The following is a 26,419-nucleotide window of genomic DNA, read 5'->3' on the forward strand; positions in this document are numbered from 1 at the left end:
CGAAAACGAATGTATTTTGCCAGAAAAGATGCGGGTCCCATCACACATATTTCTCATGATCATTTATCCGCACTTCAGCTTTTAGGTCTGACAGCAGGTTGTACAGCCCCAGGAATGTGCGGTTGATGTAAATGAAATGCTTCGAGCCACGGTTACCGTTCATTTTACGTAGGGTTTTATCGCTGGCCAGCTCCTGGCTCATGCGTGCCACCTCTTCGAGGAATGATGGATCTGAAAAATCGAATGTGTCGTTTTGAAGCGGTTTGGTAAATACCATGAGCAATTCATGGAACAGCTCGGAGAAGAATTTGACATCTTCAGGCGGATCCGTTTCCTTAAGCATTTCAAGCTCGTGCATCAGCTTCATGTACACTTCCCTGTTGGCAAGGTTTACCGGGTTTACCAGCTCAAAGTACAATTGGTAAAAACTCTCCGGGATCTTTTTCATGCAGCCGAAGTCGATGGCGATCAGGTTTTCGTCTTTATCTACAAGAAAATTCCCCGGATGCGGATCGGCATGAAAGTACTTCAGCTTGTGTATCTGGAACATGTAAAAATCGAACAGCGCCTGCCCTATCCTGTCGCGCTTTTCTTTCGAAAGTGCGGGCGTGTTGTATTCTGATAAGTGGATGCCATCCATCCAGTCCATCGTGATGATCTTTTCGCACGAGTATTCAGGATAATATTCGGCAAACCTCAGGTTCGGGATGCCACCACAGGCCATGCGCACATACTCGCTCTGCTCCATTTCAAGCAGGTAATCGGTCTCCTCCATGAGTTTGCCTTCAATTTCCTCGAAATATTCATCGGACGTACCCTTAAGGTTGAACATCCTGATGGCAATGGGCTTTACAATGGCAATGTCGGTACTAATGCTTTCCTTTACGCCGGGGTACTGGATCTTTACTGCCAGCTCCTTACCATCTTTTTTTGCCTTATGCACCTGTCCTATGCTGGCCGCATTGACCGAATCGGGAGAGAACCAGTCGAACATCTGGTCAGGATACACGCCAAAATAATTTTTGAACGTCTTCCGTACCAGCGGCGCAGACAATGGCGGCACCGAGAACTGGCTTAGCGCGAACTTGTCCACATACGACTGTGGCAGGAGGTTCTTCTCCATGCTCAGCATTTGGGCCACCTTGAGGGCACTGCCTTTCAGTTCCTTTAGGGTATCGTAAATATCGGTGGCATTGTCCTGGTGCAGCTCGTCCTTTGTCAGTTCGGGGTTCACCATTTTTTTGCCATAATATTTAAGGTAGTTCCCACCAACCTTTACGCCTGTGGTCACAAGGCGCGTTACCCTGTCGATCTTGTTGGTGGGGATGGAGTCAAGCCGTTTCATTATGCTTTGAATTTTTCTTTCCAGATGAATTTGCCCAAGTCGAGTACGCTTTTCAGCGGAATGTTGTATACAAGATCGGCCGAGGCTTTCACTGATTTTTCTATGAATATGTCCGTTTTCTCAAAAGCAGATGATGTATCGTCCATCCAGAATTTCAATATGGAAAGGAATTGCAGCCATGCCCCTTCACGGATCGCGGCATCCTGTACCTTGCCAATGCGGTGGCCGTGGGTCTCGATCGGTTTTTCGAGGATGGCTTCAGCGTAGGCCAGGAACAGCCTGCGGAATCCTTTTAGCTTGACAAGGTTACGAAGCGTGTGTCCGCCTTTCCTAAGCGCGAACATAACGAAACTCCTGTTGGCTGTAGCGAGGTCAAAAAAAGTAAAATAGAACGCCGAGAGCTTTTCGGTGCCGGAGTACTCAGCATAGGACGGTGTTTTTTCGAGTATCTCGTGCGTGTGCGTGAACATATCGACAAAGAACTCATGCTCCAATGCTTCGAAAGACGCGAAATAACGATAGAAAAGCACTTCCTCAAATCCGTTGTCATTAGCGAATTTGTAAACCGACTCCGGCCTCTTGCCGTGCATCAGGCAATGGTCAGTATATTTGCTGATAAGCGCTGACCTGTCAGGAGTTATATTTTTTTTCGTAGCCATAAAATTGATATTTAGTATATCAAAATTACAGATAACAACCATCCGATCCTTCGAAACAATGTTAATTGTCTTTCAAAATTTTTGAAAGTTCAGAAACTCGAGTTATTTCAGATTTCAGATTTAAATCTCAAATTCCATTCATACTCTGAATCTTACTGAAGACAAGCGATGATCACTCCCCAACCCTCACAACAAACACATTATCCGGTTTAGTATTCTTATCATTATGATCGGAGCATTTTTTTTCGCCGGCGAGTCGACAATTGGCTACTTTCAGTGTGTCCGTACCTTTAGCGATCGCCTTAAAAGTATACGTAGTGACACCTCCCGCACCATCGTCGGATGAATTTGGCTTAAAACTTTCAGATACAAGGCGTACTGACCTCATATCTGTAAGCCAGCAGTTTTTTGCTCCTGTTGAAGGATTTTCATCCAGTTTTATTATAAACGTATCGCCTATCTTAACATCGAGAGAAGCATTATCGCCAGGCTCATAATAGTCTTTGCCTTCAGTGTAGAAGAGCACAGCCAGCGTTATGAGTATTGCTGCTATAAATATGACAACACGGATAAGTTTCATGGTCGGCTTTTGTTTAATGGCGACCCAGCAGGTCATAGTACTCTTTCAGGTCAGCTGCGCGAATTTTCAACAGCTCAATGGAGCGGCTAATAGGTACGATACCGTAAGGATATTTGTTCTTATCGCTGTACAGCCCCCTGGCAAGGACATTTTCGGCGCCTTCATATTCCTGCCATTGCTTTTTGGCTTCTTCAAGTTTTTTGCGGTCGGCCTCTCCGAGTACGGCATATAGCTGTTGGTAGTTCTTTTCAACTTCTGCTTTCCATGACTTCAGGGCTTCCATCAGGCATTGCGCTATGGCTTTTTCGTCGTAGTCGGCTTCGCGAATGCACTTTTCAAGGGCAATATCGATAGGGTGTTTTTCAGCAATATCCTCCTGCGCCGTAACGGAAACTGTGGCTAAAATGATAAGGAAGCAAAATATTTTTTTCATAACATCTCCCTAATAGTTATACATTTCATAGTATTCCTTAAGCTCCAGAGCCCTTTTCTTTACAACATCTTCATATCGCAAAGCACTAACTACACGCCACATTGTACCCTCTTTATCACTGTACATTTTCCCGTAAAATTTCTTTTCCTCATCGCGGTATTCCAGCCATTTCTTCTGTGCCGCCTTCAGCCTTTTGAACTCATTGGCGCTCAATACACCTTTCAAAAGATCATAGTACTTATTCATCTCTTTGTCCCAGGCATCGTGTTCCGCGTAAGCGCATTCAACCATTTCCTGTGTCGAACCGCCCATGCATTCCTCAAACTGAATTTCTATGGGATGCTTTTCAGCTTCAGGGTTCTGTGCGAAAACCCGCAGTGAAATAAGGACAATAATGAGGGTAAAATACTTTTTCATGGCTTTGCTTTACTTCTCAAATATACAAAAGGCAGGCCAATAAAAAAGGGCAACATCAATGTTACCCTTGCTCTATTTTTTGATAATATCAAAACCTGTTATCACCATCCAGCAGGTTGCCAAGCCCGCCCAGGATGCTGCCTTCACCCCTTTGCTGTCCGCCGCCCTGGCTTGCCGCCGAATAGATCCTGCCCGCCAGTCTGCTAAATGGCAACGACTGGATATATACTGTACCGGGGCCTTTTAGCGTCGCATAGAACAATCCCTCGCCCCCAAAGATGGTATTCTTTATACCGCCTATGAATTCAATGTCATAATCCACCGTCTGCTCAAAACCAACGATACATCCGGTATCTACCTTAAGCACATCGCCGGGGCCCAGTACCTTTCGGGCCAACGTACCACCGGCATGCACGAATGCCATACCGTCGCCCTCCAGCTTCTGCATAATGAAGCCCTCACCGCCGAACAGCCCCCTGCCCAGTTTTTTAGAAAACTCGATACCTACTGTAACACCCTTGGCCGCACACAGGAACGCGTCCTTCTGGCAGATGAACTTGCCTTTGTACTGCCTGAGGTCGATAGGCACGATCTTACCCGGGTAGGGCGATGCAAAGCTCACCATGCGCTTACCGTGGTATTGGTTTAAAAATACAGTCATGAACAGGCTTTCCCCTGTCAGCATCCTTTTTCCTGCCGAGAACAGCTTTCCCATAAAACCTTCGTTCTGGTTGGAGCCGTCGCCAAAGATGGTCTGCATCTGTATACCATCATCCATCATCATGAAGCTGCCGGCCTCGGCCACAACGGCCTCCTGCGGGTCAAGTTCAATTTCTACATATTGCATTTCTTCACCATAAATATGGTAGTCAATTTCGTGTGCTGTCATTTTATTGATTAATTATGATCGGTTTTTTTACTTTAATAAATGATGTCGGATCACATCATCCGACTTCCATCATATATTAGATGAAGATACCTGTTTTTTTGTTACATGATAAATGCAAAATAAAATTTTATATTTTAGCCCAAATAAAATAACGTATGAAAAACATCATCACGCTAATAGCCATTTGCTTTGTGGCAATTAATGCCAATGCACAAAAAGTGACGCAAAAAATGCTGGAGGGCAAATGGATGGTAATACAGCTTACCATGGATGGAAATGTATTTGATATAAAGAACAACACAGTAAAGCTTACCCCCGAATATTTGGCCGGTTTTAAAAAGAAGACCCCTGATGAGGCTAACGCATATATGGTAAAACAGATGAATAAGGAAATGACAGGAAATTACTTCCAGTTCATTGGCAATGTATTTGAAATGAAATTCCTGGCAGACACTATTGATACTGAAAAATATAAGGTAGAGGAAAGTAACGGGAAATACTTTATTACTTCTCCAAGCGATGAATTTGAGGTAAGGATAGAAGGCAGGCTCTTACATGCGGGCACATCGGCCGATGGCCGGGAACTGAAGCTTATACTCGAAAAGCAGCAGCTATAAGAAGTAATTGATCAAAAATGATCGCCGCCAAAAACAAATATCTTCAGCCGCATTATTATTTACTCCACTAAGATAACAGCTTCGCTGCCTGCACATGCATCCGATCATAATCGCGGCACAGCCTGGCAATGTAAAAAAATCGATGAACTGCATGAAGATCAATATTCACCATCCAGATAATACCATTTGCCGCCTTCGTTAATAAATACTGACTTTTCATGGTGTGTTAGTGCCTTCAATTTTGGGTCAAGATAATATGCCCTGAACTCAACTGTGGTTTCTGTTGCTTCCAGAATTTCAAGCTTTACCCAATGGTTTGATCTTGCCCATTGCAGAATGGCCGATTTGCTATGGTATTTACGCATCGCCGGAGCAGTGGTCTCCCAAAGATAGCCTGCATTATGTACGGCATACGCCGAATAGCGCGACCGCATGAGTGCTTCGGCAGTAGGTGCGTTCTTCAGACCCGAAATGTAAGGTTGGCAGCATTCTTCAAATAAAATACCCGAACCGCAATGGCAGCTGTGTCCGCTCATGATGTTAATAAATAAAAAAGGGCCGCGTGAACGGCCCTATTAAGTATATCTCACTTATTATTTTTTTGTAGTGATAACCGTAGTTGTTTTAGTACTGTTGGTAACTTTCATGTCTATCTTCATTCCCTGTGCTTCAAAGCCCATGTCCATAGTCATATTAGCATTGTTGGTCACCGGGAAGTTCTGGTCAAGGTCGTATACCATTTCACCTGATCCCGTGCCCGAACCTTTCATGTCCTGTCCTTCAACATTCCCCTGGAGCGTTACTACGTGATCGATGTCAAATATGGCTTTACGGCCTTCAACTTTCTTAAGCTTAAAAGTAGCTACATCCTTCATGTTCATTGTTATACCAGGGCCTACAGGTATTTCCATTGGTATGTCAACCGCGAAGCTTTCGCCTACCTTCATTTTTTTAGCCGGGAAAAAAGTAGCCTTGAACGCCTGTTCCATCATACTTTTTATCATGTCCTTTACCTGATCGGGCATGTTTGGCGCATCTACCGATTCAAAAGCAAGTTTCCCGCTTTTTACCTTACCTGATATTTTTGCACCATTAAGCATTTCCGCACCCTGCTGGCTCGCATCCATTGTCATTGTTATTGTAAAAGGCAGCTCATTATTGGCAAGCTTACCTACTTCAATAGTCCTGACAACGCTTGTTGGCACTTCTTGTTCCATCGGTTCCTCAGCTCCTTCAAAGGTCATTGCTATCTTATTGGCCTGGACCTCTGTTTGTGTGTAGGTAGTGTTCGCCTTAAATTCCGGCTTGAGGTTTACTTCCTGCGCGTTCATGCTCATTGCCATTACGAAAGCTGCTGCAAGTGTCGTGATCTTTTTCATTGTTTGGTTATTTTTAATTGCCCCAAATATACTATTTCCCCAACAAAAAAGAGCCTTTCGGCCCTTAAATTAGTTTATCTTTTTATTATATTGCTTGACCATATCCAGCGTTGAGGCATCGTTGCTGAACACCGTATTAAGCCCTTGTGGTTCCTGCGGTGGATCGGCAGTAAAGTCATCGCCTTCAACCCATTTGCCATTGGCCGGATCATTTTTGCCGCTTCCGCCAAAGCCCCAAAAGTTCAGCGCGGCAAAGGCTTCCTTATTTTTTACACTTTGTATCAGCCTGTCGAAAATAGCTTTGTAAAAGGCATCGCGGGCAGTAACGGATGCCCCTCTGTCGAGGCTCTCTCCCTCCCTTGGCAATCCGAACTCTTCCAGCACTATGGGCCTGTTAAGCCTTTTCGCAACCACGATATGCTCATCGATATAGGCGATCGCTTTTGTGATGGCTGGCTGCAATGTTTCCTTCTCCTTTTTATGATCGTACCAACTCCAGTTCTTCGGCCAGATGTGCATGGTAAGGTAATCGATCTTCGGGTTGTTGTGCGTACGCTCAAAGATGGCAATGTCATCTGCAGATCCTGCCTTGCCCTCGCTTCCGGTACATATTAGCTGGTTGGGCGCCAGCGAGTCCAGCAGATCCACCACACCATTAAGCCATTTTGTAAAAGCGGCCTCATTATCAGCGGTAAACACACGCGGCTCATTAGCCACCTGCCATGCCATTATAGTAGTATCTTCGGTATACTTCTTTTTGGTATATGCGTTGGTACGTCCTAATATGAATTTTATATGGTCGTTGAATGCCTTAATGCACGGCTCGCAATTATGGAATTGCTTTGTATATTCCATGAACTGCGGCCAGGTGTTGGGCTTAACGTTCGGGTTGGGCAGTTTGCCATAGCCGTTCCATTCCAGGTACTGCGCCATGCCGCCGCTCCATTCCCAGTTGTTGTTCAGGTACAGTACAGCATACATACCTCGCTTGCCCATTTCGGCAAGGAGGTGATCCAGCCCGTCGAGCTGGTTCTCATCATATTTACCCTGCTGTGGCTGCAATGCCGGGGTCACGGTAAAGTCCTGCGTGCCGGACTCAGCACCTACAAGTATACGCAGGTTGTCAATGCCTTTTGATTTGAGCAGGTCAAGCTCTTCAGCAAGGCGTTTGCGGTCGCCGCCGTCCTTAGCGGCAAGCAATGCACCGTACCAGTAATTGGTGCCAATGTAATGATAGGACTTGTCGCCTTTGTAAAATTGCGTGCCTTTTACCGTAATGCGCGGCTGCTGTGCCTGGCAGGAAGTTACCGTTATGGCAAATAATAAGAGTTTGAATATGTTTTTCATTTAAATATTTTTTGACCTCACCCCCAACCACTCTCCAAAGGAGAGGGGAGCGAGCTACGGTATATTTAATTTGTTACAGTAACGATTACGAGTGAAGCTAATTCCCCCTTTGGGGGTTAGGGGGCTGCATACATATCCGGCACTGTATTTTGAAGCACCGATTCGGCCTTATTGGCAAACTGTACAAGATCAGGGGTGTTGCTTTGCCCCGCAGGCGGTACGTAATAGCCGTTTTGGTCATTGCCCCAAAACATTACAAAAGCAAGCTCTACATCGTTAGCGGTCATAGCAGTATAGATGTTATTGGCAAAAAAGCCGTTGATAGGGCTTGTACCCGATGTTACCCTGAAGCCAGTTTCGGTCAGCGCAGCGATCTTTACCTTTTGCTTTGCCAGGTCCGATATCATTTTCAGCTTGTTGTTGGCGGCAGTTACGCCGGCAGTGCTGCCATTGGCAAAATCGCCGTAGTTATCCATGCCAAGCACATCGATATGACCGTCACCCGGATATCGGCTAAGGTAGTTGCCCGAGGTCGTATAACTATTATCAGGTGCATAAGAGTACAATACATTATGCACGTTCTTTGTATCGCGCAGGTATTCCACGGTAAACTGCCATGCCTGCTTGTATTGTTCGGGCGTGCAGTATGCCGCACCCCACCAGAACCAGTTGCCGTCAAATTCATGGAATGGGCGGAAGATGACAGGTATCAATTTATTATTACTGTCTTTAAGGTTGTTCAGTACACTGGCTACTTTATCCAACTTCGCTTTGTAATAGTCGTGGTTCACACCACCCGGGAGTATGCTGGTAAAAGCCTGTTGCTTCTGTTGGTCCGTCATGTCGGACGTGTAGAAGGTCTCGCCTTCAAAAGGTTCACGCAGGTGCCATGACATGATGTTCACCATGCCCTTACCGTACGCCTCCTTTATGTCGCCTATGATGATCTGTTCCTGCTGGTAAAACCAATTGGATGGTGTGCCGTCGTTCTGGTCATCGGTAATGAACATAAAGTCAGATCCCAATAGTGCAGGGTCTTTCCCCGTGGCTTTCTTCATGTCGCTATCGCCACCCGCATTGTTGTAAAAGCCTGTAAAGGCATCCTGATGGCCTACAAGGTATTTTGTTTTTGAAAGCATTTTCAGGTTATAGAACAATGCCACGGTCTCGGCAGTAGCATTGGCGTCCACCATGTACGAGCGTACATTTTGGGGTGTAAGCACATCAGGTTCTTCGTTTACGGGGCCGTCATCGCTTTTGCCGGAATAGCGGCTGTCTTCGGAGCAGGATGTTATGGCCAGTAACAAAAGTGCCAGTATTGTGGTGATATTTTTTTTCATAGTATAATATGTTGCAGACCTCACCCCCAACCCCTCTCCAAAGGAGAGGGGAGCCGGGAACAAAAGCTAATTGATACTTATTACATAAATTTATCTCTTATCCTGTTTAAACAGTTTAGATCTGAGTGAAGCTTCTCCCTCTCCTTTGGAGAGGGTCGGGGTAAGGTCATCTACAACCGCGACATCAGCTCCAGACATGCCCGTGAATTATGGTACGGACATTTCCAAAAACCGGCTTTGTCCTTTTCTATCTTTGAATAGTCAGCATTTACGCCCCATATCCATTCGCCGTTCGTTTTATCAAGGATGTATTGCTGTACAAATTCCCAGTTGTGCTGTACCGCGTCAAAGTATTTGGCATCACCAGTTATCTGCCAGGCATTGACCATTCCTATCCACAATTCACTTTGGGGCCACCAATGCTTTTCGGCAATGAGCCTTTCCTCCTGCGGTTCGTATTCGTACCACAGCCCGCCATCGGCATCAAGCCCTTCAAAAGTGGCATCGGCCATAGCAACGGCGTGCTTTTTATAGATGCCAACAAGGCTTTCATCGCCTATCACTTCGGCACACCACTGTAGCAGCCAGGCCGCCTCGATGTCGTGTCCGTAAGAGATCACATCCTGCTTCTCTACCCAGTCCTCACTGAAAAAGAGGCGTAAATGGCCGGACTCTTCATCAATAAAATGCTCATTAATGGTATGCAGCAATCCGGCGATCGTATCCTTCAGGCCTTCGTCCTGCCATACCTTATACAGGTTGGCATACCCCTCTACAATGTGCAGGTGGGTGTTCATGGTCTTCTTTTCGTTGGCATCCTTATCGCTCAGGCGGAGGTCGTCGATCGGCTGCCAGTCACGGGTAAAGGCTTCAAAATAACCTCTATTCACAGGGTCATAGCTGTACTGCTCTATTTTGCCATAAAGTTTCTTGGCCAATGCCAAGGCCTCTTCATGCCGCGAGATGGCGTAAAATTCCGACAGGCCATAAATTACGAATGCCAATGCATATACCTGGTTCTTTGTATCTTTCGGGTTGCCCTGATGGTCGACACTCCAAAAAATGCCGCCATGCTCCTTGTCGAAAAAATAAGCGGCAATATACTCATAGGCCCTCTGTGCCAATTGCAAATGCCGTTCGTTCCCGGTAACAGGGTATGCCGCGGAGAACGCCCACAAGATCCGTGCATTGAGCACTGAGCCTTTGTCGGCGATAAAATCTTTATTTTCAGAAAAGTCGATGGCCCCAATAAAACCGCCGTTGGCTTCGTCAACACAGTTCACCGTCCAATACTCAAGAATGGACAGCAGTTCATCGTGCATTTCTTTTTTCAGTCCTTCCATTACAGGAACTTGCTGTTGTCATCCACCATTTTGATGATGGTATCTACCGAACCTGCCGAAGTAAAGGTATCTTCCGGCGTGTTCATGGCGTAATCCACCAGTTTGTCAATGGTCGAAACCGCCACATGCATGCGCGTATCTGACGAGGCGTAGTAAATGTATACCGTCCCATCGTCATCGGCGATCCAGCCATTTGAGAACAATACATTGGATACGTCGCCTACCCTTTCCACATCTTCCGGAGCCATGAAATAGCCTGCCGGCACATGGGTAACTTTACCAATGTCGTTCAGGTCGGTCATGAATACATATAAGGTATAGCGAAGGCCGGCCGCAGTATTGCGGACACCGTGTGCCATGTGCAGCCAGCCTTTTTCCGTTTTTATCGGAGCCGGGCCAAGGCCGTTCTTCAACTCATATATAGTATGGTATATTTTACCAAAAATGATCTTCTCGTCCTGTACCACCGGGTTTTCCATGCTATCTACAAAGCCAAGGCCGACACCGCCGCCGCTTCCAACATCTATAAAGCCATCCTGCGGGCGCGTGTAGAGCGCATACTTGCCATTCACAAATTCAGGATGCAGTACCACATTGCGCTGCTGGCCGGTATTAGAGATAAGGTCGGGAAGCCTTTCCCACTCCACCAGATCTTTTGTACGTACTATACCCGCATTGGCTATTGCCGCGCTGGTATCGCCTGCCGGGGCATCAGGATCTTTTCTTTCAGTACAAAATATGCCGTACACATACTCGTCCTCATGGGCGACCAGGCGCATGTCGTATACGTTGGTATCTTCATCTTCAAGCTGAGGGATAACGCACGGCTTGTCCCAAAAACGGAAGTTATCCACCCCGTTCGGGCTTTCGGCTATGGCAAAGAAGGACTTGCGGTCTACGCCTTCCACACGCACCGCCATCAGGTATTTGTCGCCCCACTTCATCGCCCCGGCATTGAACGCCGCATTGATGCCTATGCGTTCCATGCCATGCGGGTTGGTTTCCGCATTCAGGTCATATCGCCATGCAATAGGCGCGTGTGCTGCCGTAACCACAGGGTTCTTATATCGTGTATAGATACCGTTGCTCACGCTAACGGGGCTGTTTTTTTGCTCGATAAGCTGTTGGTGCGCCTTTGCAAGCGCATCATAATTAGGTATCCGTACCAGCCTGTCAGTGATCATATCATTACCCATCTTAATATCTGTTCTTTAATTTGTATTTCTTAATAATCGGTCAGCCTGTTCCACCAGGTGCGTTTCATTGTCAGGAATATTACCGCCAGCAATGCCAGCACGATGCCGAAGCCCGTCCATTTGGAAAGGATGAAGTACATTGGCAGCAGGGTGAGCAATATCTGCCCGGTAATACCCATGGCCACATTGGCCATATTGATGCCGAAATTCCTGTTCTTTTGTATACCAGGATCATCCGAAGCCTGTATCTTCATGCGGACCGGTTTCCAGAAGCCCCATGGCCTTACGGTCTTATAAAATTCTTTTAGCGTTTCTTCATTGGTAGGAGGCGCGGCATACGAGCCAAGTATACAGGCAATAAGCTGTATCACGATGAATATCGGGAAGAAGTACAGCATTCGCGTTCCGTCAAAGTAATCGGTAACCCCGCTTACAGACAGTGCAGGCGGAATGGCGCTGGCAATGATACCTGCAAACATACCCCAGAAGTAACCGCTGGCATTAAAGCGCCACCAGTACCATTTGAGCACATTAGCACAAACGAACCCTCCGTACAGTCCTGCCGTAATAATATTGAATATCATGTTCACGTCCTTGATCATGAGGCCAAGCCCCACACCCAGGATAACCATCACCGTACCGGAAATGTAGCTCATCGTAATGATCTGCTTCCTGTCGGCTTCAGGCTTAAAGTATTTAAGGTAAATGTCGTTTACGATATACGCCTGACCCGCGTTGAGGGTACCCGAGAAGTTACTCATGAACGCCCCCAGGAACCCGGCAAGCACAAGGCCCACCAATCCTACAGGAAGGTATTTGTTGATCACCGCCGGCATGATGCTCTCGAAGTTAACACCTTCTGACGTTTGCCCCAAGGCAAGGTCCTTAAAGTACAGCACACCCAGTATGCACAACCCCATGGTCATGAAGTAGCGTATCGGCAACAGAATGATGGATATGAATCCGCTCATCTTGCTGGCCTCTTCCGGCGATTTGGTGCTCAATATCTTCTGGCAATCGTAGTTTGGCGCTGGCCCGGCAAGGCTTTTCAGCACACCTGAAAAGAACATCATGCCCACTACTGCCGAGAACAGTTTATAACCGTCCTTTTCAAGCTTGACCTGGGCATCTGCCAGAATGTTCTGCCATTCAAGACCCAGCTCCATCCCGAAAAGCGGATCGTCCCATCCTATCGGCATTTTATCGGCAAGCACAATACCCGAATCGGCAAGGTGCATCATGGCTATCGTTCCCACAAAAATGGAACAGATGATCATGATCATATATTTAATGAAGTCGGCCAGCACAATACCGTGCATGCCGCCAATGATACTGTAGAATGTTGCTACAAGGCAGATGCTTACCCCATAAAATTGTGCGGTCGTATTCTTGGCTTCATATAATGCAGTGGTATATTCCGCCGAACCGGCAGTGTATCGTCCTAAATCCTGGTCAAGGAACGGCACCACTTCTTTTATTGACTCATACGGAATGAATATCTCCAAAAATTCCCCTACACCAACAAACGCGTAAGCCATGTAGCCAATGCACAGCATGAGCGCAAATACTACAACTATGGCATGGCTTTGCTTTACGCCTTTATCGGTAAGCCCGAAACGTGTACCCAGCCATTCGGCCCCGGTCGTGGCATTGCTCCGCCTTAGCCATTTGCTCAGGAAAACCATTAGGAAAACCTGGTTGAACACCGGCCACATCCAGGGGATCCATACGCTTTTAAAGCCGTACAGGAAGGCCATGCTCACGAGCAGCATTGTACCGCTGATATCGAACATGTCGCTGGCATCGCTAAGCCCAAGCATGTACCATGGGAGCTTTTTACCTCCTAAAAGGTAGCTGTCCTTGCTGCGTTTGGCACGGTTCTTCATAATGATGCCTATAACGATCATCATTATAAAATATAAGGCGATTATTGTAAGGTCTATGGCTGTTAATCTCATCCTGTAAGTGGCTTATACGCTTAGCGGTATAATTTTTCTTTAGTTACATCGCTTTGGAACAATGTATTCTTTAGGTTATAAAACTCAATAAAATCTTTTTCAGACACCTGCCCTTTATATGGGCCATAGTAATGCATTTTTGCAGGCTTGAACCAGTCATTCCAGCCGTGGTTGCGCCATACCAGCACATAAGATATTTTGTGGTCACCAATGGCCTCCGCCAAAGTACCCGTCCACCATTTGGCATCCGGCACGGCTTCATAACCCGTCTCGGCAATGGCACACAGCTTATTGTGCTCACGGGCTACTTTATCCATTATCGCTACGATATTTTTGGTTTCCTTCAGGAATTTTTCACGCTTTTCGCCTTCGCCGCCCTGGTACACGTCAAAACTCACCATGTCTACCCACTCGTCACCGGGGTAATACTCCATAAAATCAGCCTCAGTAGCTACATTTTCATTGGAAGTATTGTATACATAGATCAGGTTGTGCAAACCTGTGCTTTGGAAGTATTTTACAGTAAATATCCACAGTTCTTTGAATTGCTGCGGTGTAGTAGTATTTTTACACCACCAGAACCAGTTGCCCGTAAACTCATGGTAGGGCCTGAACAATATGGGAATAGGCTTGCCGTCACTTCCTTTCAGCGTCAGCAGGAACGCTGCCGCGTTATCCATCCAGCTCTTGTACTTCTCGTGTTGTGAACCGCCGGGCAGTACCGAAGCCACCGTCCCGGGAGGGTTGTCCCACGCGTCCTTCCCGCTCAGCGGATTGTTTACGTGCCAGCTTACCGTATTGATGCCGCCGCGGTCATACACCTGCTTCATCCACTCGCGCATTTTATCGAACGGCACGCCGTCAAGGTCTTTTAGTTCCTTATTTTCGATACGGCCAAGGTCCCAGCCATATACGGCGGGATGATCACCCGTAACATCCTTTACATCGCTCCTGCCTTCTTCATACTTCCACTCCACACCATAGGCGAGCGCATCCTGGTGGCCGAACATATAGCCTTTCTCCTTGAGGCGGAAAAGGTTTTTGTATAATGCTATAGTTTCTTTGGTAGCCCTTTTATCGGCAGTTGCAGGAGCCGAAGCAGCCGTTTGCGATGCCCCTTTGCAGGAAAACAGCAGCAAAATTGCCGGTATGGTTAGTAGGATGTTCTTCATCAGGTTTTGCATCAGCTTCAAATTTAAGCTTGTAGTGTTGTGAAATTCACAAATTTTTAAACCAATATTTCAGGACAGTGTAATTTTAAACACACTTTTTTGATAATGCCAAAGATAATTTGACTGCTAAATTTAAGTTAATATTATTTTATCAAATTTATATCATATAATTGCACCTAAAATTTAAAATATGGACAACAAGAAGTTTTACCGCGAGATCCCGCCGCTTACCAAAGGCGACAGCTTCCTTGTTTTTGACCGTACCAAAGACACTTTCGACTTCCCAATACACTACCATGAAGAGTTCGAGATCAACTTCATACTCAATGGGAAAGGTGTAAAACGGATAGTGGGCGACCATATTGAGGAAATCGACGATGTAGAATTGGTATTAGTGGGCCCCAATCTCTATCATGGTTGGGAACTCAACAAATGCAGGAACAAAAAAATACACGAGATCACGATACAGTTCCACAACGACCTGTTCAGCGATTCGATGCTGGAACGCCGCATCATGCAGCCGATACGCGACATGTTCAACCGCGCCAACCACGGCATCCTGTTCTCCAAAAAAACCGGAACTGAACTGGCCGATAAGCTGGTACGCATCTCCAAACTGGATGGAATGGATTACTTCCTCGAGATCATTTCCATACTGCATGACATGGCCAACTCCAGAAACCAGCGCCTGCTTTCTACCTTTACCGTGGATTATGATACTTTTGAGGACGACGACAAAATGAAGCTGATCTACGAATATGTGCAGAAGAACTTTTCGGAAAAGATCACGCTGGACGACGTATCGAACATTGCCAGCATGAGCCCGGTATCATTCAACCGCTTCATCAAGAAACGCACCGGCAAGACCTTCGTCAACTACCTAAACGACATACGCGTGGGTTACGCGGCACGATGGCTGGTGGAAAAGGACCTCAGCATTTCGGAGATCGCATTCAAATCAGGTTTTAATAACATTGCCAATTTCAACCGTATTTTCAAGAGTATAAAGAACACGACACCAAGCCAGTACCGGGAAGAATTTTACGGTATGAAGCGCTTCCTGTAGCTGGCAGTGATCAAAAAATACATATGGTTTTGACAGCTTTACAAATTCATTTTTAAATCATTAATCACTGATAACCAATATTTTATTATTTACAATATTTTTTCTTACACTTATAAGTATATTTTTTACGCAAACGTTAGAGAAAATATTATCATCAAATGATAAAATAATATTAACAAACGCTTAACAACTCCCATAAATTTGTTTTTGTCAATAATCCCCATTTAAAATTATTGATAGTCAAAAGAATTTGTTATTTATTTTAAGATTCAGTAACTAACCAAACACAAATTACTATGGGTAATACTCTACTACATGATCTTATTAAATGGTGCACAGGGGGACGCTCCCTTGTTTACCTCCTCCTGTTTTGCTGTGCAGGCGTTGCACAGGCACAAAACACGGTTTCAGGGGTGGTGTCCGACGGAAGCGGTATGACCATACCGGGCGTGAACGTTTCCATTAAAGGTACCAATACCGGTATCTCCACCAATGTTGATGGCGAATATTCCATCGACGTACCTGCTGACGCAGTGCTTGTATATAGCTTCATCGGCTTTGAAACACAGGAAATTACCGTGAACGGAAGGCAGCAGATCAACGTAACGCTTGTTGAAGGCAGCGAGGTCCTTGAAGAAGTTGTTGTTATCGGTTATGGTACGCAGCGCAGGGATGATATTACGAGCGCCGTATCGACCATTCGCACCAAGGACATTGAGAACCTTAAGCAAACAACTGTAGACCAGATGATACAAGGTAAAGCCGCGGGTGTATCAGTAACGAATAACTCAGGCCAGCCGGGCAGTGCGGTATCTATCCGTGTACGCGGTACTACCTCAATATCAGGGACCAACGAGCCACTATATGTTATAGATGGGGTTCCTGTATCGGGTGATGCCACAGGTAAATCAATGAGTGGAAGGCCATTAGGCAGCAATGATTTTTCATCAAGCGGCAGCGCGGGCAACAATGCCGTGAGCCCGCTATCGATGATCAACCCTAATGATATTTTGTCAATTGACATCCTGAAAGATGCATCGGCAACAGCGATCTATGGTTCAAGGGGTGCCAATGGTGTAATTATCATCACGACCAAATCAGGTAAAAAAGGAACAGGTAAATTATCGTATGAAGGCTGGACATCGGCAGCTTCTGTCTACAACAAGCTGGATGTGCTCAACCTTCGCCAGTACGCGCAGTACCAAAACCAGCTCTCTCTTCTATTTGGCACCGCACCTGACCAGCTTCGCCCGGAATTCGCACACCCTGAACTATTGGGCAACGGTACCAACTGGCAGGATGAAGTATACCGCACAGCAGTAACCAAGAGCCACCAGCTGGCATTTTCAGGAGGCAGCGAGTCTACTTCATACTACCTTTCGGGCGGTTTCATGGACCAGGAAGGCGTACTTTTGGGATCGGGCTATAAACGTTACACCATGAGGCTGAACCTTGACACGAAAGTGAAGGACTGGCTTCGTGTAGGCGCAAATATGAGCACGGGTATCACAAATGAGGTGCTTACCATTAACCAAAGCTACGGTGGTATCATCAGCAATACGTTACTGCAGTCGCCGGACATACCGGTGCGCAACCCTGACGGATCATTCGCCGGGCCATTGGACAACAGTATGAACGTGACTTACTTTAACCCTGTTGCCGAAGCGCTTTCTAAAGATAATAAGCTGATCAGGAAAAACTTCCTGGGCAACGTGTATGCTGAAGCCGAGCTCATCAAGGGCCTTAAATACAGGCTGGAAGTAGGTGCCAATACCGAATTCTCAGAACACACCGAATTCAGGCCGCAATACGCCTGGGGTGTGCAGACGAACGCAAGTGCCGACCTTGATGAAAGAAGGCAGAACTGGTACTCTATCAACCTTAAGAACCTGCTTTCGTATGACAAATCGTTCGGAAAGCACAAGATAACACTATTGGCAGGACAGGAAGCAAACGACAGCCACTGGTCGGGTATATCTGCCTACGCTACGGGCTTCCAGAGCAACTCACCATACGGCCTTAACCTTGCCGACCCTGCCCAAAGCACCGTAACAGGCTACAAAGGCAGCGCCGCATTGTACTCACTATTTGGCCGTGCCATCTATGAATACGATGACCGTTACAGCCTGTCGGCTACATACAGGGCCGACCGTTCGTCTAAATTTGACCCTACCACAAAAAACCAGTGGGGCTACTTCCCTGCGGTATCGGGTTCATGGAAGCTTTCGAACGAAAAGTTCATGGAGCCTACCCGCAAGTATATCGACAATATCAAGTTCCGCCTTGGGTATGGTGAAACCGGTAACCAGCAGATCGAGAACAACAGGTATACGGCAATGCTGAACCAGCAGAACTCAGGCCTTGGCTCGGGCTTCCTGGTATCGAACATCCCGAACCCGAACCTTACGTGGGAATCGATGCAGCAAACTAACCTTGGTATTGACTTTACGTTGCTTGACTCAAGGCTTGGCGCAAGCGTAGACTTTTACACCAAGACATCGAAAGACTTCCTTTTCCAGGTGCCACTTGCTGACTTCCTTACCGGCGGCGGCTCGCAATATGGCGGTATCGCTGCGCCAATATCCAACCTTGGCGAAATGCAGAACAAAGGTGTAGACATTACCCTAACGTATGCTACAAGGGGCGAATTCAAATGGAACTCTACTCTTGTGTTCTCACGCTACCGCAACGAGCTGACCAGCATCCAGGATGGGCTTCCGCTTACGCAGGAAGTGAACACTAACGGTTACATTCCGGTAGTTGCCACCAATACTGAGGTAGGCCACCCGATAGGTATGTTCTACGGCTATGTGGCAGAAGGCATCTTTAACTCTATGGATGAGCTGAACAATGCGCCGATACAATTCGACCAAAGCGTTGGTCCGGGTGCTGGGCAAACCTACCTGGGAGACGTGAAATATAAGGATGTTGACGGCAACGGCGTAATCGATGCCAACGATAAAACGTTCATCGGGAACCCGCACCCGGACTTTACATTCGGTTTTACAAACAGCTTCAACTATAAGAATTTTGACCTTTCGGTATTCGTACAGGGTTCTGTTGGCAACGATATTATGAACCTTACCTACAGGAATGGTACTGCCAACTCCGGACTTTACCAGAATGCTTTGAGTGATGCGCTGAACTACTGGACGCCTGAAAATACCAGTACCGACATACCAAGGCCGATCGGGTCGCAGAGTAACCCTAACGTGCAGATATCGAGCCGTTACATAGAAGACGGGTCGTATGCAAGGATACAGAACGTTACATTTGGCTACACATTGCCAAGTGACCTTACATCTAAAATAAAACTAAGCAGGGTAAGGCTGTACGGAAGCGTGCAGAACCTGCATACCTTCACCAAATACAGCGGCTACGACCCTGAGATAGGTTCCTTTAACCAGAACCAGCTCCTTACGGGAATTGACAACGGAAGGTACCCGACACCGAGAACATGGTCAGTGGGAGTTAATGTAGAATTCTAAAAAAAAGAAAAAAGAAAATGAAAAGATCTCTCAACATATACAGATTGTCAGTCTTAGCAGTCGTATTAACATTATTCTATTCCTGCGCCGAGGAATTTACCAACCGGCCGCCGGAAGACGGCATTAGCCTTGACGCCTATTATAGCACCAATGCCCAGGTAGAGTCGGCCACGAACGGTATGTATGCCCGTACCTGGTTCCAGTTCCACAACAAGTTCTTCTTTGCTATCGCAGAAGTAGGATCGGGCAATATGTACTCGGCTTCAAGCGACGTGAGCGCCATGCGCAACTTCTCGATCAACGGAAGCGACCCGGAACTTAACCAGGGATGGAGGTCGCTTTGGGCCAATGTTGCCCAGGCGAACGCGATCATCAACTTCCTTGCCGACCGTGTGGGGCCGGGCGTGGATGACGCTGTGCTTCAAAACACTATTGGTGAAGCCTATTTTATGAGGGCTACCGCCTACTTTTACCTTGTGAGGCTTTGGGGGCCGGTGCCAATAATCGAGAATAATCTTGACTATGTAGCAACACCCAATATCAACACGAACAGGATCGAGGATGTGTATACCCTTATTGAGAGCGATTACAATATGGCCGCAGAGAAACTGTATGAAAAAGTAAGGGGGTCCAACTATTCGGCTAATGGCCGTGTATCTAAAGGATCAGCCAGATCCATGCTTGCCAAAGTACACCTGTACCAGGGAGAGTATGCAGAGGCAAGGCAGCTGGCTGAAGAGGTGATCAACAGTGGCGAATTCAAGCTATTGGGTGGCGCGCAGCTTCCCGGCAAAACTTTCGGCGACCTCTTTACGTATCCTAACAATAACAACGAGGAGTCGATATTCGCACTACAGTGGGTAACAGATGGTAACTATGGTTCCGCAAGCAACTGCAACACGCAGTTTGGCATCAGCACTGCGGCGCTTACAACATCTAACGCTTCGTATGGTGGTGTGTTCGCACCTTCGCAGGATGTTCTTGACCTTTATGAGGCTGGCGACCTGAGGAGGCATGAAACTATTATGTTCCCGGGTGACAGCTATCCGAATATGAAAGTAAAGATCAATGGCCTTACTGACCAGGTAGGATTTACTGTTCCTGCAGCCGACCAGATCGGCGGACAGGGCGCAGGCGCAGCTATCAAGAAATATTGCCAGGGTATCGTGAACGGCAATGCTACAGGCCCTATAGATGCGTGGGCAATGATGGAAAACAACACCTACATCATGCGCTATGCCGACTTGCTGCTTATCCATGCCGAAGCGGTATTGGCCGGTGGCGGAAGCACATCCGATGCGGGTGCGCTGGCATCGTTCAACGCTGTGAGGGCAAGGGCAAACCAGCCTGCACTGGCTACCCTGACATTTGATGACATTTTCCTTGAAAGAAGGCGCGAGCTTTGCTTTGAGGGCGACTACTGGTTCGATCTGGGCAGGATACCAAGGGCACAGGCAACAGCCATCATGGCGGCACAAAACAGGGGTAATATGTTCCTTGAGGAACACTTTACACCTGATGCATCTGACTTCTATCTGGACTACCCGGACAATGATGTGGCCAAAAACCCACTGCTTCTTGCCGACCCGGTACCTTATACCTTCAACTAAAAAATCAGCATTATGAAAAATATGAACATTAAACATTTATTGGGAGCGCTGGCAGTAGCAACGATAGGACTGTTTACTGCATGCAGCGATGACGACAGTTCGGGAGGCGGGCAGCCTGTGATCGAAAGCGTGAGCCTGGCCCAAAACGACTCTCTTGTGGAGCAGGGCTATGCAGACAACATGTACATTATCCGTGGGCGTGGGTTTACAAATACCCAAAAGATCTATTTCAACGAAACAGATACTTATTTCAACTCTACATTTGTAACAGATGATGTTATCCTGGTAACCATCGACAGGAATACGCCTTATGAGAATGCTCCTGACGAACTTAAGGTAGTTACCGCCGACGGTACTGCGGTTTATCATTTTGTAGTAGCGCCGCCTGCACCTTTTGTAAGGAGCTTCCAACCTGTAAATGCCGCCGATGGTGAGCAGATAACCATATACGGTTCCTTTTTCCTTGACCCTACCGTAACGGTAGGTGGCGTAGAGGCAGAGATCGTGTCGAACACACTTACCGAGATCGTAGCGATACTGCCTGCAGGCTCACAGCTTAAGACAGTTACCGTAACTACCATTTCGGGTGGATCAGAATGGGGTACTGCTGTAGGCACAGCCATTTATGACGATGCCTTTTATGCTCCTTGGGACATTGAGCCGTGGAACAACCATACCTATGAAACGGATGCCGCAAAAGCGTACCAGGGAGTTAAGTTCATCAAGAAGACCATTAATGGGTGGGACAACATTCAGGGTAACTGGGCCTGGAACGATCAGCTATCGCAATATACAGGTATCCATTTCTGGATAAGGTCGGACGATGCCGGTAAGTTGATACCGATCATCAACGGGAACGGATGGGGCGATGCATCTAAAGCCGTTATCACCGGTACCGAATGGACAGAATACCGCTACACTTGGGCAGAACTTGGCAACCCTGCGGCTTTGCAGAACATAACGTTCCAGGAATTTACCGGTGCCGCACACAATTATTACTTTGACAACTTCGGTTTTACAGTTGACTAATAAATAAGTTTGGGTTACTACAGTTGGCATTCCCCGGGAGCGATTTCGGGGAATGTTTTTATACCATAAATCGTATCTTCGGCAATAAAACACCTGTATCATGCCAGATCACACTCCATCACCGTCGCGATATACCACAACACCCTACCGCCGCTGCGGCAACAGTGGGCTTAAACTACCCGCGCTATCACTGGGCCTTTGGCATAACTTTGGGCATGTGAACGATCTTGATAACAGCCGTAATATTATACATACAGCGTTCGATAATGGCATTACACACTTTGACCTTGCCAATAATTACGGCCCGCCGCCGGGCAGCGCCGAGGAGAATTTCGGAAAGATATTGCGCCATGACCTGAAAGACTACCGCGATGAACTGATCATTTCTACAAAAGCAGGATATACTATGTGGGATGGCCCTTACGGCGACTGGGGCTCTAAAAAGTACCTGGTATCAAGTCTGGATCAGAGCCTGAAACGCATGAAGCTGGACTATGTGGACATTTTTTACCACCACCGCCCGGATCCGGATACGCCTTTAGACGAAACCATGCAGGCACTTGACCTTATCGTGAGGCAGGGTAAAGCATTGTATGCAGGGATATCGAACTACAATGCGGAACAGGCAGAAAAAGCCATAAAAATATTGAAGGAACTGGGCACACCATGCCTCATCCACCAGCCGAAGTACTCGATGTTTGAGCGCGCCCCTGAGAACGGCCTGCTTGATGTGCTTGGAATTAACGGTGTTGGGTGCATACCCTTCTCCCCTCTCGCACAGGGACTGCTAACGGACAAATACCTCAACGGCATTCCTGCCGATTCGAGGATCGCTACAAGCGGGGTGTTCCTGAACGAAAGCAGCATCACACCCGAAAAATTAGACAAGATAAAAAAACTGAACACCATAGCCGGACAACGCGGCCAAAAACTGGCACACATGGCGCTGGCGTGGCTGCTGAAGGACGAAAGGATAACATCGGTGCTTATTGGAGCAAGCAAGCCCGAGCAGGTTACCGACTCCCTGCAAAGCCTCAGTAACATTACTTTCAGCCGTGAAGAGCTGGATGCTATAGAAGCTATTTTAAGCCAATAGAAAATTACACAACAATGAAAAAAACACTCTTTTCTATTTTCACATTACTAATGACCCTTGCCACAATGGCGCAGGGCAATAATTATGTGCAGGATTACACCAAGTACCCCAACCTTGCCATGACCCCGCCAATGGGATGGAACAGCTGGAACAAGTTTGCCTGCAATGTAGATGAGAACATGATAAAGCAAATGGCCGATGCCATGGTAAGCAGCGGCATGAAGGATGCGGGCTATACTTATATAAACATTGATGATTGCTGGCACGGTGACCGCGATGAGAAAGGCTTCATCAGTCCTGACCCGAAGCGTTTCCCTAACGGGATGAAGGCTGTGGCTGACTACGTGCACAGCAAAGGCCTCAAGCTGGGCATATATAGTGATGCCGGAAGCCAGACCTGTGGCGGGAGGCCGGGCAGCCGCGGCTATGAATTCCAGGACGCGCTTACCTATGCATCGTGGGGCATCGATTACCTGAAATACGACTGGTGTAATACCGAAGGCCTTAAAGCCGAAGGTGCCTACAAAACCATTACTGCCGCCCTGAAGCGTGCAGGCCGGCCAATTGTACTTAGCATTTGCGAATGGGGTAATGACGAGCCCTGGAAGTGGGGCGCAAATGTAGGCCACCTGTGGAGGACGACCGGGGATATCTACAACTGTTTCGACTGTATTAAAGATCACGGTTCGTGGAAAGCATTTGGTGTAATGCAGATACTCGACAAGCAGGAAGGCCTTCGCCGGTATGCAGGGCCGGGCCACTGGAATGACCCCGATATGCTTGAGGTGGGCAATGGCGCGCTTACCGTTGGCGAGGACAGGGCACATTTTACCATGTGGGCCATGCTTGCCGCACCGCTTATTGCCGGAAACGACCTAAGGAGCATGAACAAAGAAACCATAGAGGTACTGACCAATAAAGAAGTTATCGCCATCAACCAGGACAAGCTGGGCATACAGGGCTTTAAAGTTTCGGCTGAGGACGGGCTGGAAATTTGGGCCAAGCCATTACAGGGTGGCGACTGGGCGATCGCGTTCCTAAACCGAAGCACATCGGCCAAAAAGATCGATCACAACTGGGCTGCGCAAAAGGTGTATGATGACATCAACAAACTGGATGCGGCTTTTGGCACTACCACCTATAAGATAAAGAACCTTTGGGACAAAAAAGATAAAGGCACGGCTACGACCAAAAAAGCTTTTAAAGCCGAAGTGCCTGCCCACGACATTATTACCCTAAGGCTTACAAAAACCAAGTAGCATGAAAACTATTTTTAAAACGATATCGGTCCTGCTGTTCTCAGCACTTTCTTTCGGGCAGGGTGTAAAGGAGCACGGACAGTTGAGCGTAAAAGGAACGCAGCTTACAGATAAGAATGGCAAGCACGTAATGTTGCGCGGCATGAGCTTTGGGTGGCACAGCTTTTGGCCGAGGTTTTATAATGCGGGTGCCGTAAAGTGGCTTAAAAATGACTGGCATGCCAATGTAGTTCGCGCCGCCATGGGAATAGAAACCGGGAGCAAGGGCCTAACCTACAAAGAAAACCCGGCAGACAGCAAGGTCAAAATAAAGGCTGTGGTGGACGGCGCCATTAAAGAAGATATTTATGTGATCATCGACTGGCATAGCCACAACATCAACCAAAAGGAGGCAGTCGCTTTTTTTGACGATATCTCAAAGGAATACGGTAAATACCCGAATGTTATCTATGAGATATTAAATGAGCCTGATGATGAGAGTTGGGCCGATGTAAAAGCCTACAGCGAAGCCGTTATAAAGGTGATCCGTAAAAACGACCCGGACAATATTATCCTTGTGGGCTGCCCGCACTGGGACCAGGACATACACCTGCCGGCCGCCGACCCCATTAAAGGCTATGACAACCTGATGTATACCGTACATTTTTATGCGGCTACCCACAAGCAGGAATTGCGCGATCGTACTGATGCCGCGCTAAAAAAAGGACTCCCCATATTCGTATCGGAATGTGCGGGGATGGAAGCCACCGGCGACGGCCCGCTGAACGTGGAAGAATGGCAGCGCTGGATCGACTGGATGGAGGATCGCGGCATAAGCTGGATAACATGGTCGGTATCGGACAAGGATGAGACGTGCAGCGTATTGCAGGCATCGGCCGCATCTGAAGGCGGATGGAAGATGGCCGACCTGAAGCAGAGTGGCATCATGACAAGAGGGTTCCTCAAAAAATTGAATGCCGCCCCAAAAGGCAGCAAAAAATGATCAATTGACGATGTTTAAAGTGAATATAAGTTAAGTTAGTTTGAATTTGGGTTAAAGCCTTCGCGAAAGTGGAGGCTTTTATTTTTGATCATTTGGCACGATGGGGAAAAAACCTGCGTAAGGTTATACAAATTAAATTTTCACCAAATCAAATCTGTAAAAAAAAGCAGCGGGCTACCACACCCGCTGCTCACATCTATAAAAATCAAAACTTTACGGTGCTTTGGGGGCAAAGGCTATAAAGTTTAACTTCAAAATTTTAAAAAAGCCGGCAGGACTATGTAAGACATAATTCAGAAAGGGAGGTCGGTGGTTTTTGAGGGGCTTAGAACACCCGAATTATTAACCCTGCCTGACTTTTATATGGATAACCAATGAATGGTATTGTGCAACTATAACATTATCGTTTTTTATCCTGAGTCAAAATTAAGAAAGAGTTAACATCTGGCATAGGTAGAAATTACCTGTTTTATAAAAACAGGTAATTTCTACGGGTAGCCGAACTAAAGTACCGGGAGCTCATCAACCTTTATGTATCCGTGCTGAATAGCATAGATCACCAGGCCTGCAATGTTTTTTGCACCTGTTTTGGCAAAGAGGTTGGCCTTGTGCCCGTCGATGGTGCGGGCGGTAAGGAACAGCTCATCGGCCATTTCCTTCGCCGTTTTTTGGTGGCAGATGAGGCGCAGCACCTCTATTTCCCTATCAGAAAGGGTATCATCATGCTCCAGGGCCGGCTTGGGCGACTTGGAGGAGATCTGCTGCCTTACCGCATCGAGTTGGTCCTCTTTAAAGTAAAAGCCCTGCCTGTGTACGGTACGGATCACATCAACCAGGTCGATAGGCGAAATGCCTTTGGGTAAAAATGCCGAAACGCCTGTCTTGAGCATAAAGCCCATAAAGCTGCGCTGGTAGTGCGATGATACCACAATGACCTTAATGTCGGGATGATCGGCTTTGAGGTGGTTGGTTACTTCTATGCCGTCCATGCCGTCCATCTTCAGGTCGAGCACAAGCACATCCGGCAGTATGGAGGCTTCCGCAAGCAGCGACAGCAGGCCGGGGCCGCTATTGGCAGTAAAAAGCACCTCCATGCCCTCGCAGCTGTGAAGGTAGCCCTGTAACAGGCTTACTATTAGGGCATCGTCATCGGTAATTGCAATTTTTACGTTTTCCATGGGTGGTTGTTTTTTTGACCTCACCCCTAACACCTA

23 protein-coding genes are annotated in these 26,419 nt (G+C 47.2%); 8 read left to right on the forward strand and 15 right to left on the reverse strand.

Annotated elements, in window-relative coordinates; genetic code table 11:
• Positions 1-40: 40 nt before the first annotated feature.
• From ACT6R0_RS14625 to ACT6R0_RS14650, 6 genes are all read right to left on the reverse strand, one after another.
• Positions 41-1,345: an ABC1 kinase family protein gene (locus ACT6R0_RS14625; protein WP_444654038.1), complete on the reverse strand. Its 1,305-nt coding sequence runs from the start codon at positions 1,343-1,345 to the stop codon at positions 41-43.
• Positions 1,345-2,004 (reverse strand): TetR family transcriptional regulator C-terminal domain-containing protein, encoded by a 660-nt coding sequence (locus ACT6R0_RS14630; protein ID WP_444654037.1) that lies wholly within the window; start codon positions 2,002-2,004, stop codon positions 1,345-1,347. The genes ACT6R0_RS14625 and ACT6R0_RS14630 overlap by 1 nt, the downstream gene beginning before the upstream one ends.
• A 172-nt stretch (positions 2,005-2,176) precedes the next feature.
• Positions 2,177-2,584 carry a protease inhibitor I42 family protein gene (locus tag ACT6R0_RS14635; protein ID WP_444654036.1) on the reverse strand — a complete coding sequence of 136 codons (408 nt, stop codon included), beginning with the start codon at positions 2,582-2,584 and terminating at the stop codon, positions 2,177-2,179.
• Between the two features lie 13 nt (positions 2,585-2,597).
• Positions 2,598-3,017, reverse strand: coding sequence for a lysozyme inhibitor LprI family protein (locus ACT6R0_RS14640; protein ID WP_444654035.1), 420 nt, complete (start codon positions 3,015-3,017; stop codon positions 2,598-2,600).
• Positions 3,018-3,026: 9 nt separating this feature from the next.
• Positions 3,027-3,434, reverse strand: a complete 408-nt coding sequence (locus tag ACT6R0_RS14645; protein ID WP_444654034.1) for a lysozyme inhibitor LprI family protein — start codon at positions 3,432-3,434, stop codon at positions 3,027-3,029.
• 88 nt (positions 3,435-3,522) lie between these two features.
• The gene (locus tag ACT6R0_RS14650; RefSeq protein WP_444654033.1) at positions 3,523-4,323 is read right to left on the reverse strand and encodes a TIGR00266 family protein; all 801 of its coding nucleotides are present in this window, start codon (positions 4,321-4,323) and stop codon (positions 3,523-3,525) included.
• Positions 4,324-4,478: 155 nt separating this feature from the next.
• Here ACT6R0_RS14650 and ACT6R0_RS14655 point away from each other — a divergent pair, with 155 nt between their 5' ends.
• On the forward strand, positions 4,479-4,940 hold the full coding sequence (locus ACT6R0_RS14655; protein ID WP_444654031.1) for a hypothetical protein: 462 nt from the start codon (positions 4,479-4,481) through the stop codon (positions 4,938-4,940).
• A 158-nt stretch (positions 4,941-5,098) separates the two neighbouring features.
• On the opposite strand, the gene ACT6R0_RS14660 is transcribed toward ACT6R0_RS14655, so the two are convergent.
• The 8 genes from ACT6R0_RS14660 to ACT6R0_RS14695 all read right to left on the reverse strand — a co-directional run bounded on the left by ACT6R0_RS14660 (position 5,099) and on the right by ACT6R0_RS14695 (position 14,675).
• Positions 5,099-5,476, reverse strand: coding sequence for a YchJ family protein (locus ACT6R0_RS14660; protein WP_444654029.1), 378 nt, complete (start codon positions 5,474-5,476; stop codon positions 5,099-5,101).
• 57 nt (positions 5,477-5,533) lie between these two features.
• The gene (locus ACT6R0_RS14665; RefSeq protein ID WP_444654027.1) at positions 5,534-6,319 is read right to left on the reverse strand and encodes a hypothetical protein; all 786 of its coding nucleotides are present in this window, start codon (positions 6,317-6,319) and stop codon (positions 5,534-5,536) included.
• A 69-nt stretch (positions 6,320-6,388) separates the two neighbouring features.
• On the reverse strand, positions 6,389-7,666 hold the full coding sequence (locus ACT6R0_RS14670; RefSeq protein WP_444654026.1) for a glycoside hydrolase 5 family protein: 1,278 nt from the start codon (positions 7,664-7,666) through the stop codon (positions 6,389-6,391).
• A gap of 116 nt (positions 7,667-7,782) precedes the next feature.
• A complete protein-coding gene (locus ACT6R0_RS14675; RefSeq protein WP_444654025.1) occupies positions 7,783-9,006 on the reverse strand; it encodes a glycoside hydrolase family 26 protein in 1,224 nt (407 codons plus the stop codon).
• A gap of 170 nt (positions 9,007-9,176) precedes the next feature.
• Positions 9,177-10,349: an AGE family epimerase/isomerase gene (locus ACT6R0_RS14680; protein ID WP_444654024.1), complete on the reverse strand. Its 1,173-nt coding sequence runs from the start codon at positions 10,347-10,349 to the stop codon at positions 9,177-9,179.
• Positions 10,349-11,545 carry a glycoside hydrolase family 130 protein gene (locus tag ACT6R0_RS14685; protein WP_444654023.1) on the reverse strand — a complete coding sequence of 399 codons (1,197 nt, stop codon included), beginning with the start codon at positions 11,543-11,545 and terminating at the stop codon, positions 10,349-10,351. The genes ACT6R0_RS14680 and ACT6R0_RS14685 overlap by 1 nt, the downstream gene beginning before the upstream one ends.
• A 29-nt stretch (positions 11,546-11,574) precedes the next feature.
• A complete protein-coding gene (locus ACT6R0_RS14690) occupies positions 11,575-13,503 on the reverse strand; it encodes a sodium:solute symporter family protein (protein ID WP_444654022.1) in 1,929 nt (642 codons plus the stop codon).
• A gap of 20 nt (positions 13,504-13,523) precedes the next feature.
• A complete protein-coding gene (locus ACT6R0_RS14695) occupies positions 13,524-14,675 on the reverse strand; it encodes a glycoside hydrolase family 26 protein (RefSeq protein ID WP_444654021.1) in 1,152 nt (383 codons plus the stop codon).
• 190 nt (positions 14,676-14,865) lie between these two features.
• Between ACT6R0_RS14695 and ACT6R0_RS14700 the strand changes: the two genes are divergently transcribed.
• The 7 genes from ACT6R0_RS14700 (at position 14,866) to ACT6R0_RS14730 (ending at position 25,205) form a co-directional block, all read left to right on the forward strand.
• Positions 14,866-15,741, forward strand: a complete 876-nt coding sequence (locus ACT6R0_RS14700; RefSeq protein ID WP_444654019.1) for a helix-turn-helix domain-containing protein — start codon at positions 14,866-14,868, stop codon at positions 15,739-15,741.
• A 296-nt stretch (positions 15,742-16,037) separates the two neighbouring features.
• Entirely contained in the window at positions 16,038-19,229 is a 3,192-nt protein-coding gene (locus ACT6R0_RS14705; RefSeq protein ID WP_444654017.1) for a SusC/RagA family TonB-linked outer membrane protein, read from the forward strand.
• Positions 19,230-19,246: 17 nt separating this feature from the next.
• Entirely contained in the window at positions 19,247-20,839 is a 1,593-nt protein-coding gene (locus tag ACT6R0_RS14710) for a RagB/SusD family nutrient uptake outer membrane protein (protein WP_444654015.1), read from the forward strand.
• Positions 20,840-20,851: 12 nt separating this feature from the next.
• Positions 20,852-21,868, forward strand: coding sequence for an IPT/TIG domain-containing protein (locus tag ACT6R0_RS14715; protein WP_444654013.1), 1,017 nt, complete (start codon positions 20,852-20,854; stop codon positions 21,866-21,868).
• 100 nt (positions 21,869-21,968) lie between these two features.
• Positions 21,969-22,964 carry an L-glyceraldehyde 3-phosphate reductase gene (gene mgrA / locus ACT6R0_RS14720; RefSeq protein ID WP_444654011.1) on the forward strand — a complete coding sequence of 332 codons (996 nt, stop codon included), beginning with the start codon at positions 21,969-21,971 and terminating at the stop codon, positions 22,962-22,964.
• A 14-nt stretch (positions 22,965-22,978) separates the two neighbouring features.
• On the forward strand, positions 22,979-24,223 hold the full coding sequence (locus tag ACT6R0_RS14725) for a glycoside hydrolase family 27 protein (protein WP_444654009.1): 1,245 nt from the start codon (positions 22,979-22,981) through the stop codon (positions 24,221-24,223).
• A 1-nt stretch (position 24,224) separates the two neighbouring features.
• On the forward strand, positions 24,225-25,205 hold the full coding sequence (locus ACT6R0_RS14730; protein WP_444654008.1) for a glycoside hydrolase family 5 protein: 981 nt from the start codon (positions 24,225-24,227) through the stop codon (positions 25,203-25,205).
• Positions 25,206-25,708: 503 nt separating this feature from the next.
• Here the strand turns inward: ACT6R0_RS14730 and ACT6R0_RS14735 are convergent.
• Positions 25,709-26,383: a response regulator transcription factor gene (locus ACT6R0_RS14735; RefSeq protein ID WP_444654007.1), complete on the reverse strand. Its 675-nt coding sequence runs from the start codon at positions 26,381-26,383 to the stop codon at positions 25,709-25,711.
• Positions 26,384-26,419 lie beyond the last annotated feature (36 nt).

Source organism: Flavobacterium sp., assembly GCF_052437795.1.
In the GTDB taxonomy this organism is placed as follows: domain Bacteria; phylum Bacteroidota; class Bacteroidia; order Flavobacteriales; family Flavobacteriaceae; genus Flavobacterium.

Bases quoted from the DNA above. Each gene is read 5' to 3' on its own strand.
- ACT6R0_RS14625 (WP_444654038.1), bottom strand. From the start codon at position 1,345: ATGAAACGGCTTGACTCCATCCCCACCAACAAGATCGACAGGGTAACG.
- ACT6R0_RS14630 (WP_444654037.1), bottom strand. From the start codon at position 2,004: ATGGCTACGAAAAAAAATATAACTCCTGACAGGTCAGCGCTTATCAGC.
- ACT6R0_RS14635 (WP_444654036.1), bottom strand. From the start codon at position 2,584: ATGAAACTTATCCGTGTTGTCATATTTATAGCAGCAATACTCATAACG.
- ACT6R0_RS14640 (WP_444654035.1), bottom strand. From the start codon at position 3,017: ATGAAAAAAATATTTTGCTTCCTTATCATTTTAGCCACAGTTTCCGTT.
- ACT6R0_RS14645 (WP_444654034.1), bottom strand. From the start codon at position 3,434: ATGAAAAAGTATTTTACCCTCATTATTGTCCTTATTTCACTGCGGGTT.
- ACT6R0_RS14650 (WP_444654033.1), bottom strand. From the start codon at position 4,323: ATGACAGCACACGAAATTGACTACCATATTTATGGTGAAGAAATGCAA.
- ACT6R0_RS14655 (WP_444654031.1), top strand. From the start codon at position 4,479: ATGAAAAACATCATCACGCTAATAGCCATTTGCTTTGTGGCAATTAAT.
- ACT6R0_RS14660 (WP_444654029.1), bottom strand. From the start codon at position 5,476: ATGAGCGGACACAGCTGCCATTGCGGTTCGGGTATTTTATTTGAAGAA.
- ACT6R0_RS14665 (WP_444654027.1), bottom strand. From the start codon at position 6,319: ATGAAAAAGATCACGACACTTGCAGCAGCTTTCGTAATGGCAATGAGC.
- ACT6R0_RS14670 (WP_444654026.1), bottom strand. From the start codon at position 7,666: ATGAAAAACATATTCAAACTCTTATTATTTGCCATAACGGTAACTTCC.
- ACT6R0_RS14675 (WP_444654025.1), bottom strand. From the start codon at position 9,006: ATGAAAAAAAATATCACCACAATACTGGCACTTTTGTTACTGGCCATA.
- ACT6R0_RS14680 (WP_444654024.1), bottom strand. From the start codon at position 10,349: ATGGAAGGACTGAAAAAAGAAATGCACGATGAACTGCTGTCCATTCTT.
- ACT6R0_RS14685 (WP_444654023.1), bottom strand. From the start codon at position 11,545: ATGGGTAATGATATGATCACTGACAGGCTGGTACGGATACCTAATTAT.
- ACT6R0_RS14690 (WP_444654022.1), bottom strand. From the start codon at position 13,503: ATGAGATTAACAGCCATAGACCTTACAATAATCGCCTTATATTTTATA.
- ACT6R0_RS14695 (WP_444654021.1), bottom strand. From the start codon at position 14,675: ATGAAGAACATCCTACTAACCATACCGGCAATTTTGCTGCTGTTTTCC.
- ACT6R0_RS14700 (WP_444654019.1), top strand. From the start codon at position 14,866: ATGGACAACAAGAAGTTTTACCGCGAGATCCCGCCGCTTACCAAAGGC.
- ACT6R0_RS14705 (WP_444654017.1), top strand. From the start codon at position 16,038: ATGGGTAATACTCTACTACATGATCTTATTAAATGGTGCACAGGGGGA.
- ACT6R0_RS14710 (WP_444654015.1), top strand. From the start codon at position 19,247: ATGAAAAGATCTCTCAACATATACAGATTGTCAGTCTTAGCAGTCGTA.
- ACT6R0_RS14715 (WP_444654013.1), top strand. From the start codon at position 20,852: ATGAAAAATATGAACATTAAACATTTATTGGGAGCGCTGGCAGTAGCA.
- mgrA (WP_444654011.1), top strand. From the start codon at position 21,969: ATGCCAGATCACACTCCATCACCGTCGCGATATACCACAACACCCTAC.
- ACT6R0_RS14725 (WP_444654009.1), top strand. From the start codon at position 22,979: ATGAAAAAAACACTCTTTTCTATTTTCACATTACTAATGACCCTTGCC.
- ACT6R0_RS14730 (WP_444654008.1), top strand. From the start codon at position 24,225: ATGAAAACTATTTTTAAAACGATATCGGTCCTGCTGTTCTCAGCACTT.
- ACT6R0_RS14735 (WP_444654007.1), bottom strand. From the start codon at position 26,383: ATGGAAAACGTAAAAATTGCAATTACCGATGACGATGCCCTAATAGTA.